The organism is Ruthenibacterium lactatiformans, assembly GCF_000949455.1.
GTDB classification, from domain to species: domain Bacteria; phylum Bacillota; class Clostridia; order Oscillospirales; family Ruminococcaceae; genus Ruthenibacterium; species Ruthenibacterium lactatiformans.
Genome location: NZ_JXXK01000056.1, coordinates 1 through 10,280 on the forward strand (window position 1 = coordinate 1; position 10,280 = coordinate 10,280).

Sequence of the window (10,280 nt, forward strand, 5' to 3'; positions counted from 1 at the left end):
GCAAAAAACGCCTCAATATCCCCGCGGGTGCAGGCCGCCGACCCCTGCTGCATTTCCCGGCCGCCGCCCCTGCCGCCAAGCGCGGCGTTCATCTCTTTACACAGAGCGTGCACATCTGCCCCTCCGGCGCTGCCCAACGCATACTTGTAGCCTACGGCATCCGTGCCCGAAAAAGCCGCGCACACACCCGTGCACTGCTCCATCAGTGCCGTACACAGGCGGCGCAGGCTGTCGGGGGAAAGGTGGGGCTCGAATACCAGCGCATTTTTTCTGCCGCGGAACGCGGCGGCGTCCGCCGCAAACAGACGGGTCTCCAGCGCGGCCTTTTCCGCTCTGAGCGCCGCGTTTTCATCCGCCAGGCGCTGCACGGCAGCCGCTGTTTCATTGATCTTCGCGCTCAGCAGACCGGAGACTGCCTCGGCGTTCTGAAACTTGATACAGTGATCCTCATACGCCCGCATACCGCACAGCATGGTAACGCGGGTTCCGCCCTTATAGCTTTGAGCGGACGTCAGCTTGATGCTGCCCACCTGGCCGCAGCGTTCCACATGCGTGCCGCAGCAGGCACAGACATCCACATTCGCTACCGTCACGATTCGTATCGCGCCCGTCAGCTCCTTTTTGCTGCGGTAGTTCAGCTGCGCCAGCTCCGAAGGCGCGGGCCAAGCTATCGTCACGGGCGCGTTCTGCCATATCACCCAGTTGGCAGCGCGTTCCACATCGGCCAACTCCGCATCGGTGAGCGGACCGGAAAAATCCACCGTTACATCCTGCGCGCCGATATGAAAGCCCACATTGTCGTAGCCGAACTGAGCGTGTACGATGCCGCTGACGATATGCTCGCCCGTGTGCTGCTGCATGTGATCCAGCCTGCGGCGGCCGTCCACATCACCTTGGACCATCTCTCCCACACGCAGCGGTGCTGTGACCGTATGCACCACTACACCGTCCTTTTCGTGCACATCCAGAACGCGCGCACCGCCCAGGGCTCCCCGGTCCGCCGGCTGGCCTCCGCCCTCGGGATAAAATGCCGTGGCGTCCAGCGTTACGGCAAAATTGCCGTCCGTGGGCACGCAGCTCAGCACAGTAGCGCAGAACTGTAAACAGGCGCCGTTTTCGTAATAGAGCTTTCTCGTCTCTGCCATGCCGTTTTCTTTCCTTTCAATGAACAGGCCGATTTTTGATATCGGGGATATTGTAACATAAAAATTCAGCAAAAGCACTAAAAAAAGCGCCAACTTTTCGTTGTCCGAAACCCCGGAAATTGTACTATAATGCATATAACCGGGCCGCCGGAGGCAAAGCTCTGAAACAGAGCCTTTCCGCGGCCTTCGGTGAGCAACCGCCCGGCGCTTGCCGGGCAGCAAGGGAGGAAACCATGCGCAAAAGCGGCATCCTGATGCCGGTGGCGAGCCTGCCGGGGCCTTACGGCATCGGCTCGTTGGGCAAACCGGCATTCGTGTTCATTGATTTTCTGAAAAAGGCTGGGCAGAAAGTGTGGCAAATGCTCCCCCTTTCACCTACGGGCTTTGGGAACAGCCCCTATCAAAGCTGTTCGGCCTTTGCCGGCAACCCCTATTTTATCGATCTCGATATCCTGCGCAAAAAAGGTCTTTTGAAAAAAGGCGAGTACGGGGCAAAGGAATGCTGCACCAACGAGGGCGCAGTGGATTACGCGGCTCTGTACCACAGCCGGTACGGTATTCTGCGCAAGGCTTTCGCCCGTTTTTCCACTTGGTACCCGGACGACTACTACCGCTTCTGCTACGAGCAGGGCTGGTGGCTGGAGGATTATGCGCTGTATATGACAGCCAAGGGCCTGTATGAAGGGAAAAGCTATCTGGAGTGGCCCGAGCCCGTGCGTTCCCACACGCCGGAGGCCATCCGGCAGCTGTATGCCGAGCATGAGGCGGAAGTTCATTTCTGGAAATTCTGCCAGTACGAGTTCAGCCTCCAGTGGACCGCCCTCAAGGCCTATGCAGGGGAAAACGGTATCGAGATCATGGGGGATATCCCCATCTATGTGGCGGCGGACAGCGCGGACGTATGGGCCGCGCCGGAGCTGTTTCTGCTGGATGCCTGCGGCGCCCCAAAAGAGGTTGCCGGCTGCCCGCCGGACGCATTTTCGGACGCAGGCCAGCTTTGGGGCAACCCGCTGTACGACTGGGCCCACCACGAAAAAACCGGCTTTGCCTGGTGGGTGCGGCGCATCCGCTATGCCCTGAATTTTTACGATATTCTGCGCATCGACCATTTCCGCGGCTTCGACACCTATTATGCCATCCCCTACGGCGCGAAGACCGCCCAAACGGGCGAGTGGCGCAGCGGCCCGGGCATGAAGCTGTTTCGCGCCGTGAAGCAGGCGCTGGGGGATGTGCCCATCGTGGCCGAGGACTTGGGCGAGCTGTTTCCCAGCGTATATGAGCTGTTGGCGGAGAGCGGGTTCCCGGGCATGAAGGTACTGCAATTTGCTTTCGGCCCCGGAGACAGCGAGTATCTGCCCCATAACCATCCCGTACACTGCGTGGTGTACACGGGCACACACGACAACACCACGGCTGCCGCCTGGTACAGGACCGCCGCCCCGGCCCAGCGGAAGAAAGCCGCCGCTTACCTGGGGCTGAACCGGGAGGAGGGCTTTGCCGCCGGGCTGGTGCGCGGCGCGCTGGCCAGCCCCGGAGAGCTGTGCATTATCCCTCTGGCGGATTATCTTGCCCTGGGGGCCGAAGCGCGCATCAACACGCCGTCCACGCTGGGCGGCTCGAACTGGGTGTGGCGCGCGCTGCCCGGCCAGCTCTGCGCCGCCAACGCCAAAAAGATCGCGGCGCTGGCCGTACTGTACGGCCGCGCCTGACATTAAAGCACAGCAAAAAAAACAGGGCCGCTGACATGGGCGGCATCCCGTAAAGAAGTTAAGGGCAAGGCAGACCACAATGGTTTGCCTTGCCCTTTCATACTGCGTAGCCCACTATGATGCTTTCGGGGAAAGTGCCCGTGGAAAAAACGGTAACCGGACGCTTCAGTTGCCGATTGCAATTTCTACATATTGGCTTCCGACAACAGTTGGCCTATGATTTCTTGTTTGCTTGCGGTATAGCGCTTCCGGTCGTCTGCAAACCGCACTGCTGATTTCCGCTTGAACTCGTCGTACATCATCGCTTTTTCAGGGTTTGCGTTCAGATAGTCCCGGAAACTGATATAATTACTCCACCCTGTTCCGTTCCTTTTCACGATATGGATATGGTGTGTTCGTATATCGCCATCTTCCATTACAAAAAATACTTCTCCTGCAACAGCTCCTTCATGGAAAAAAATATTATGCTGTTTCAGGACTTCAATATAAGGCAATATATCCTTTATGTCGTGGACAGCAACGGCAATATCAATAATCGGCTTTGCGTGAATTGAGCAAATGGCCGTACTTCCCACATGCTGAATATCAAGTGCAGTATCTCCCAAGAGTTGCTTTAATACGCTGATTACATTTTCAGCATTTTCATGCCATTCCTCTTGATGCTGCACCAACTTTACCGTTCCGCTTTTTAACCCTATCATAACAATGCTGTCCTCTCGAGAACCCGAGTCGTTGGTCAATTTATTATAAAACAACACCCGCCGAAAAACAACTTTGTCAGCGGGTGTCAGCTTCCTTATGATAGACCGCCCAAAGCGCGGCCCTGTTTTTTCATCGTGTTTCCCGCACTGCTCTCAGCAGCCTTTCTCGTAACGCATGTATGCGACATCCCAGCCCATGGAGTACTCGTATGCAGCACACGCTTTTACAAGATAGTTCAGAAAATTCTTTTTCATAACAGTACCCTCCTTTAAAGGTATCTCTAAAATTTCCCGCCCCTCAATCGGACGGCTTCCGTGTCCCCTTTCCCTTGGGACATTTTTATTATATACCGTCATTTTGCATAAATCAATAGCTTTATTATTGTAATATTGCACAAACTTTCTGTCCTTTGCCAAAGCTGTGTACCCTTATAAAATGATGTTTTTTTCACAATGTATCTGAAAACCCGCACAGCAGGCTGCGTGCATAATTGATAAAAATATAACTATATTATCGTCATATTGACGAATTTCCTGGAAATTTTTTTGCTTTTGCAAAATCAATTTCTTCATATGCTCTTTCTTATTGCTTGCGAATTTTTTTGTTTCGCCTCCGAGTGTATTTTCAGTGCATTCTTTCGCCATGATTTGCCTTTTTTGAAGTGCATATTCTTCCCGGCCATGGCGCACCCTAATTCTAAAAGGAGTGGAACACCATGGATAATCAAACTGTTCTATTGCTCAACGAGGTCGTAAAAAATGCCGAGATGGGTAAAAATACCGTCACCCAGCTTTTGGGTATCACCGATGACGAACGCCTGAAAATACACCTGAACCGCCAGCTGGCCACATACGAGGACCTTTCCAAACGGGCCAATGCAATGCTGGCCGTAGAGGGCGAGCAGGCCGAAGGCCAGAACGCTTTTACAAAGCTGAATGCCAAAATGGGCGTAAAGATGCAGACGATGTACGATAAGTCTCCCCGCAAAATCGCGGAGATGCTCATTGAAGGCAGCCATGTGGGCGTTACAGATATGACCATTGCCATCAAGGACGCGCCCGACGCGAACCCGGGCGCTGTCGCGCTGGCTCAGCGCCTGCAGCATGCCGAAAATGAATATGCCGGAGAATTGAATGTATTTCTGTAAGCGCTCAAACAGCCGCAGGCTGTATTTTCGGCCGGAACCATCCTATGGCTGCCGTGAAGGAACAAAAACAACTGCCGCACCGGAAATTCCGATGCGGCAGTTCTGTTTTTCAATTTTTGCAGACGGAAGGCTCTCACGCCTTCAGGTACTCGTCCATGTACTGAAAATAAAATTCCCAGTCCTCGCGCTGGACGTCATGCCATCCGGCGCGGTTGTGATAGCCCATGGCCCCGCTCCAGCAAGCCTGGCCCGCATGGGGCTGCGTTTCGCCCTCGGCCACGCAGCCGTCCGGCAGTACGTTCAGCCCGTACAGCGCAAAGGCAGGGCGGCTGGCCATCAGGCTGTTCCATGCGCCCTGCGGATCGGCCCAGAGGTCTCCCTCCGCACAAGCCACATATACCTGTCGCGGTGCGATGCAGGCCAGCAGCAGGTGCTGGTCCACGGGCAAGGAGGCGGCGTCCGCTCCATATTCCTTATATTTTGTGCAGAACCAGTGGGGAAACAGGGCATTGATGGATTTCAGTGTCTCGCCGCGGTTTTCCCGCGTGAGACTGGCGCCCGTGTTCCCGGAATCGTTGGAGATCACAAGCGCGATACGTTCATCGTTGGCTCCTGCCCACACCGCCGCCTTGCCCAGGCGTGAATGACCGATATCCGCAATGCGCGCCGCGTCCACATCCGCGTCCTGCACAAGATAATCCACGCCGCGCATAATGCTGAAGGCCCACGCGCCCACGGCCTTGAACTCCGGCTCGTCAAACAGCGAAATTACACGGCTGCTGTAAGCCTTGGCGTCATCCGGGGCAAAATCGTTGCACCAAATAGTGGCCACGCCGTAACCACGTGCCACAGCTTCTTCAATGGCCCAACGCTCCGCTTTTCCGCCGCGTTCCTCTTCCAGCACGGCCGCGTCCTTTTCGCTGGCATAAGAGGGCAGGATGGCCGGATCGTCCAGCACCGTGTGGTTGCCGTTGAAGTTTAGCCCCACCACAACGGGCGCGGGCCGGTCGGAATTGGGCAGATACATCAGAAGCAGTGCATCGGAGGAGCCTTTGTCCGTTGTGACAGTGAGCTTCACCTGACGGCGCAAGGCCGCGCCGTCCAGTGCTTCGCCTTCCTCCACAACCTCAAAAGACGTTTCGAAGCCATTCTTCGGCAGCACACCATACACATGCTTCTCAAACAGGTCCAGCACCTCCGCCCGGCGCAAAGCCATATCCTCCGGCGTTTCCACTCCCGTTCCGTCCTGCAGCGCCAGCACCTCGGGCAGTGTGGAATAATCTCGCTCGCCGCCCACGACATAGGCCCGCATGGGGTCCGAAAGCTCCATCTGGAAGTTACTGGTCATGGCCACCATGTTCGGCCAGGGCAGCATGCTGTGCATCCACAGCACAAGGCCCCCCGCCGTCAGCACCAGAACCAGCACGATGCCCAGAGGGATATACCACCAATGGAATTTTTTCCTCTGCTTCTCTTTCACCCGCACAAAACTCCTTTCACCCAAGATCTATGATTTTACAATAAAGGATTTTTGAGTATTTTCCATTGTTTTTGTTGCGAATCAACAGGGAACAGGGAAAAACGTACTTTTTCACAAGCCCTGATCAACAGAAGCCCCGCTGCCGGCCGGCAGCGGGGCTTCTGTGTTTCGGTTCGTTTTACTGCACGGCCCGGCGCAGCAGCGCGGGGCGGCAGGCACGCAGGTTCCGGCGCACGCCCAAGAGGCCATATAGATGGGCCATCTCCAATGTGGCGCAGATCTTATCCGCCAGGCTCACCATATAGGACTCCTTATAATAGGGCAAAGGCGCGGTCAGCGGCCACATGTGCTTGCCGATGATGTCCTCTTCCATGGGGGACAGGCCGAAGGCGCGCGCATTTTCCAGCGCGAGCTGCGGATGGATGACCAGCCGCCGGAAGCGCCCGACGTCTGTCTCCTCCCATTTTTGCAGATACAGGTCGTGCAACAGCCCTGCACGGGCAGCGGCGCGGTAATCCAGCCCGAAAATGCGGCACAGCGTAAAACCCACATAAGCTACGAACAGGCAATGGTCATAGCAGCTGACGCCTTTGACATGCTGGGGAATGGCGTCCATCGCGCGCACCATTGGCTCGTCCTCCAGCCCGTTCAGGCAGGCGGCGAACAGCGCGCGGTTCTCTTCTTTCCACTGCATCGGAATCACCTCTTTGTCGTTTGCGCACAGCCCACAGCGGGCGTGCAGCCGGGGCGTTTTGCCCCTGTGCTTATGATACGAGAAAAAAGCCGGATTATCTACAAGAAAATGTTACCGCATACAAACCTTTTACCTGGATTTGAAAAAGGCGCGTTTTGCCGCGGACGGGCCGCCGCAAAACACGCCGTGATTCAGAGCCGGGAAATCAGGTCCTCACAGATACGCGCCGCCGTAGTGCAGTATTCCGTAATATCGAATTCCTTCACCACCAGCGTGTCATAAGCTTCTTCGTCGGCATTGTCGCTCATGGCGCGCAACACCACGCAGGGAACACCGTATTTTGCCGCCACGTGGGCCACGGCCGCGCCCTCCATCTCCACACAGTCCGGCGCACAATCAGCCGCAATGGCGTTTTTGGTGGCGCTGTCGCCCACAAAGGTGTCGCCTGTGGCGATCTTGCCGACAATATATTTTACGCCCGCATCCGTGCAGGCCTGCTCGGCGGCGGCCACAAGCACAGGGTCTGCCGCAAACTCCTTCAAATACGGGAACGTATCTGAAATCATTTCACGGTCTGCGTCATGGTACACCAGCGTGCCGCCGATGACAACGTCGCCCACGCCGATCTTATCCGTCATATTGCCCGCAATGCCCGAAAATACCAGCGCTTTTGCGCCGAATCTTGCAATGAGAAGCTGCGCCGCGCAGGCCGCGTTTACCTTGCCGATGCCCGCGCAGCAAAGCGCCACACGGCGTCCCTGCAGCAGGCCTGTGTAAAACGTCACGCCCGCAACGGTTTCCTCCCCCTTGTCTGTCATACGCTCACACAAAAGCGCAATTTCTTCCCGCATGGCACCCATCAGGCCGATGATCTTTTCCATAGCGGCGCCTCCTTACACATTGAACAGGAACTCAATGATGTCCCCGTCCTGCACCACATATTCCTTGCCCTCGGTGCGCTGCAGGCCCTTGGCCTTCACGTTGGCCATGCTGTAACCGCAGGCGGCGAGGTCGTCGTATTTCACCACGCTGGCGCGGATGAAGCCGCGCTCAAAATCGGAATGGATCTTCCCTGCGGCCTGAGGGGCCTTGGTGCCGCGGCGGATGGTCCAGGCGCGGCATTCCTTTTTGCCGTCCGTCAAAAAGCTGATGAGCCCCAGCAGGCCGTAGCTGGCCTTGATGAGGTTGTCCAGGCCCGTGGCCTCAATGCCCATCTCCGCCAGGAATTCCTTTTTCTCCTCGGGCGTGTAATCCGCGATATCCTCCTCGGTTTTGGCACAAATGGGGATGCACTCCGCGCCTTCGTCCAGGGCCAGCTTTTTCACGGTCTGGTAATGCGGATTGCCCAGCATTCCCTCCATCAGATCGTCCTCGCTCATATTGGCCGCATAGATTACAGGCTTTGCCGTCAACAGGCCCATTTCGCGCATCTGCAGCACCTGGTCCTCGTCGGCCTCGTCCAGCGGGAAGGTGCGCGCATTTTTGCCCGCGCCCAGATGCTCCTCCAGCGCGCTCAGCCATGCGGCGCTGGCCAGCGCCTTTTTGTCTCCGGTCTTGCCCGCCTTGGCCATACGCGCCGCACGGTTGGAAACGACCTCCAGGTCGCTCAGGATCAGCTCTGTATCAATGGTCTCAATGTCCCGCACCGGGTCCACATTGCCTTCCACATGCACAATGTCCGTGCCTTCAAAGCAGCGCACCACATGCACGATGGCGTCGCATTCGCGGATGTTGCCCAAAAATTTATTGCCCAGTCCCTCGCCTTTGGACGCACCCTTCACCAAACCGGCGATGTCCACAAATTCCACGATGGCGGGCGTTTTTTTATTGGTATCCCAAATTTCAGCCAGCTTGTCCAGCCGGGCGTCCGGCACGGGCACGACGCCGGTATTCGGGTCGATGGTGCAGAACGGATAGTTCGCCGCAGCGGCATTTTTGGTGCTGGTGATGGCGTTGAACAGCGTGCTCTTGCCGACGTTCGGCAGGCCTACGATTCCTAATTTCATTTTTCCTCACATCTCCTAAAAAAGCCAGTATTTTCAAGGGGTTGCAGCGTACCGTATCGCAGCGTTGACACCATTTTGACACCATTTCTGCCACTTAGGCAATTTGTTCCGTCAGATGCTTCTCAAATTGCCGGACGCCGTTCTCCATAGAATCATCGGTCACATGCACGTACCGATCCATTGTTGTTTTTATGCTTGCATGTCCAAGCAGTTTTTGTAGAACCTTCGGCTGCATGCCGCTCTCGATGGCCCGGGTAGCAAATGTGTGACGGAGTACATGCATGCAGAACCGTTTGATATGGGCCTCATCACACAGCTTGTACAAATGTGTATCGTAAGAACTATTTTTTGCAGGCTCGCCTGTCCGGAAATTGATAAAGACCAAATCACTCATGACAAGCGATCTTTGCTTACCGGAACGGCGATCAATAAAAAATAGAACCTGGGTAAGCTTTGGCGACTGTTTTCGAGTGGTACGGCTGGCATAAATTTGCTCCAGAATTTCATATGCACGGTCGGTCAAAGGAATCGTCCTATAGCTTTGTTTGGTTTTTGGAGGTCCCGCCCGCCAACAACCATTCTGATACCGATACTCAAGTGTTTTATCAACGGTCAAAGTCCGTTTTTCCCAATTAATGGCATCCCAAGTCAAGCCGATCATTTCTCCAGTACGAAGGCCGGTTTCCAGCAATAATGCGTACTGGAGATAATTGTGGGAGCGTTTTGCCACCTCTAGGAACTTTTTCTGCTCCTCAATTGTGAGGAAACGGATGTCATCTGAAGCACGAATCGGCTTTGTGCATCTGACACCATTCATGGGATGCTTCGGAATCAAGTCGTTCATGAGTGCTGATTTGAACATGGTCCCCATCGCGATATACGCCTGCATAATTGTGGAACCCGCATAGGCATCTTCCATATTGTTTAGCACCATTTTGCAATGGAATTGTTTCACATCCGCCAGCAGCATACTGCCTATTACCGGCTGAATATTATGGATATACCGATCACGATAATTTCGGAGCGTATTCGGTACCAAACCTGCGATAATCGTCTCGGACCAGTATTGATACCATGCATCAACCGTCATATCAGAGGATGCAAGGACAGTTCCGTGCCGATTCTCATACTGTGCATCTGCAAGCCAATTCCGAGCCTCTGGAAGCGATGTAAAATAATGATAGCGGCGCTTACCATTTCGATCTACGAACCTTGCGCAGTACCTACCATCCTTTCTTTGACAAATACCATTTCCGCATTCTTTACCTTTCAGATTTTTACCCATTTGCTGAACTCCTTTTCTGACATGAGAAAAAGAGCCAATACAACAAACTGATTTTATCATAAATGGGCCTTTTTCTCAAGAGAATACAAGCTATATGGCAGTATAGTTCTAT

At 55.0% G+C, this 10,280-nt stretch carries 10 protein-coding genes; 2 read left to right on the plus strand and 8 right to left on the minus strand.

What is annotated here, in order from left to right:
* Positions 1 to 1,145 (minus strand): alanyl-tRNA editing protein (locus tag TQ39_RS18935; RefSeq protein WP_050006698.1); only part of this gene is annotated, 1,145 nt, incomplete at its 3' end.
* A gap of 233 nt (positions 1,146 to 1,378) precedes the next feature.
* On the opposite strand from TQ39_RS18935, the gene malQ reads away from it, so the two are divergent.
* Positions 1,379 to 2,854 carry a 4-alpha-glucanotransferase gene (malQ, locus tag TQ39_RS18940; RefSeq protein WP_050006693.1) on the plus strand — a complete coding sequence of 492 codons (1,476 nt, stop codon included), beginning with the start codon at positions 1,379 to 1,381 and terminating at the stop codon, positions 2,852 to 2,854.
* 185 nt (positions 2,855 to 3,039) lie between these two features.
* Here malQ and TQ39_RS18945 read toward each other — a convergent pair whose 3' ends face one another.
* Both TQ39_RS18945 and TQ39_RS18950 read right to left on the minus strand, forming a co-directional pair.
* A complete protein-coding gene (locus tag TQ39_RS18945) occupies positions 3,040 to 3,555 on the minus strand; it encodes a GrpB family protein (RefSeq protein ID WP_050006699.1) in 516 nt (171 codons plus the stop codon).
* A gap of 429 nt (positions 3,556 to 3,984) precedes the next feature.
* Positions 3,985 to 4,200: a hypothetical protein gene (locus tag TQ39_RS18950; RefSeq protein WP_050006694.1), complete on the minus strand. Its 216-nt coding sequence runs from the start codon at positions 4,198 to 4,200 to the stop codon at positions 3,985 to 3,987.
* A 71-nt stretch (positions 4,201 to 4,271) separates the two neighbouring features.
* Here TQ39_RS18950 and TQ39_RS18955 point away from each other — a divergent pair, with 71 nt between their 5' ends.
* Positions 4,272 to 4,703 (plus strand): hypothetical protein, encoded by a 432-nt coding sequence (locus TQ39_RS18955; RefSeq protein WP_050006695.1) that lies wholly within the window; start codon positions 4,272 to 4,274, stop codon positions 4,701 to 4,703.
* A gap of 133 nt (positions 4,704 to 4,836) precedes the next feature.
* Here TQ39_RS18955 and TQ39_RS18960 read toward each other — a convergent pair whose 3' ends face one another.
* From TQ39_RS18960 to TQ39_RS18980, 5 genes are all read right to left on the minus strand, one after another.
* Positions 4,837 to 6,183 (minus strand): glucuronyl esterase domain-containing protein, encoded by a 1,347-nt coding sequence (locus TQ39_RS18960; RefSeq protein ID WP_050006696.1) that lies wholly within the window; start codon positions 6,181 to 6,183, stop codon positions 4,837 to 4,839.
* A 178-nt stretch (positions 6,184 to 6,361) separates the two neighbouring features.
* Complete coding sequence (locus TQ39_RS18965; protein WP_009323453.1) at positions 6,362 to 6,877, minus strand: HDIG domain-containing metalloprotein; 516 nt, start codon at positions 6,875 to 6,877, stop codon at positions 6,362 to 6,364.
* A gap of 191 nt (positions 6,878 to 7,068) precedes the next feature.
* Positions 7,069 to 7,758, minus strand: a complete 690-nt coding sequence (locus TQ39_RS18970) for a 5'-methylthioadenosine/adenosylhomocysteine nucleosidase (RefSeq protein WP_009323454.1) — start codon at positions 7,756 to 7,758, stop codon at positions 7,069 to 7,071.
* 12 nt (positions 7,759 to 7,770) lie between these two features.
* On the minus strand, positions 7,771 to 8,883 hold the full coding sequence (gene ychF / locus TQ39_RS18975) for a redox-regulated ATPase YchF (RefSeq protein WP_009323455.1): 1,113 nt from the start codon (positions 8,881 to 8,883) through the stop codon (positions 7,771 to 7,773).
* 94 nt (positions 8,884 to 8,977) lie between these two features.
* Positions 8,978 to 10,168 carry a tyrosine-type recombinase/integrase gene (locus TQ39_RS18980; protein ID WP_050006697.1) on the minus strand — a complete coding sequence of 397 codons (1,191 nt, stop codon included), beginning with the start codon at positions 10,166 to 10,168 and terminating at the stop codon, positions 8,978 to 8,980.
* Between the last annotated feature and the right edge of the window lie 112 nt (positions 10,169 to 10,280).

What these genes read in the sequence shown, in the direction of transcription:
- malQ (WP_050006693.1), top strand. Translation starts at nt 1,379, where the DNA reads ATGCGCAAAAGCGGCATCCTGATGCCGGTGGCGAGCCTGCCGGGGCCT.
- TQ39_RS18945 (WP_050006699.1), bottom strand. Translation starts at nt 3,555, where the DNA reads ATGATAGGGTTAAAAAGCGGAACGGTAAAGTTGGTGCAGCATCAAGAG.
- TQ39_RS18950 (WP_050006694.1), bottom strand. Translation starts at nt 4,200, where the DNA reads ATGGCGAAAGAATGCACTGAAAATACACTCGGAGGCGAAACAAAAAAA.
- TQ39_RS18955 (WP_050006695.1), top strand. Translation starts at nt 4,272, where the DNA reads ATGGATAATCAAACTGTTCTATTGCTCAACGAGGTCGTAAAAAATGCC.
- TQ39_RS18965 (WP_009323453.1), bottom strand. Translation starts at nt 6,877, where the DNA reads ATGCAGTGGAAAGAAGAGAACCGCGCGCTGTTCGCCGCCTGCCTGAAC.
- TQ39_RS18970 (WP_009323454.1), bottom strand. Translation starts at nt 7,758, where the DNA reads ATGGAAAAGATCATCGGCCTGATGGGTGCCATGCGGGAAGAAATTGCG.
- ychF (WP_009323455.1), bottom strand. Translation starts at nt 8,883, where the DNA reads ATGAAATTAGGAATCGTAGGCCTGCCGAACGTCGGCAAGAGCACGCTG.
- TQ39_RS18980 (WP_050006697.1), bottom strand. Translation starts at nt 10,168, where the DNA reads ATGGGTAAAAATCTGAAAGGTAAAGAATGCGGAAATGGTATTTGTCAA.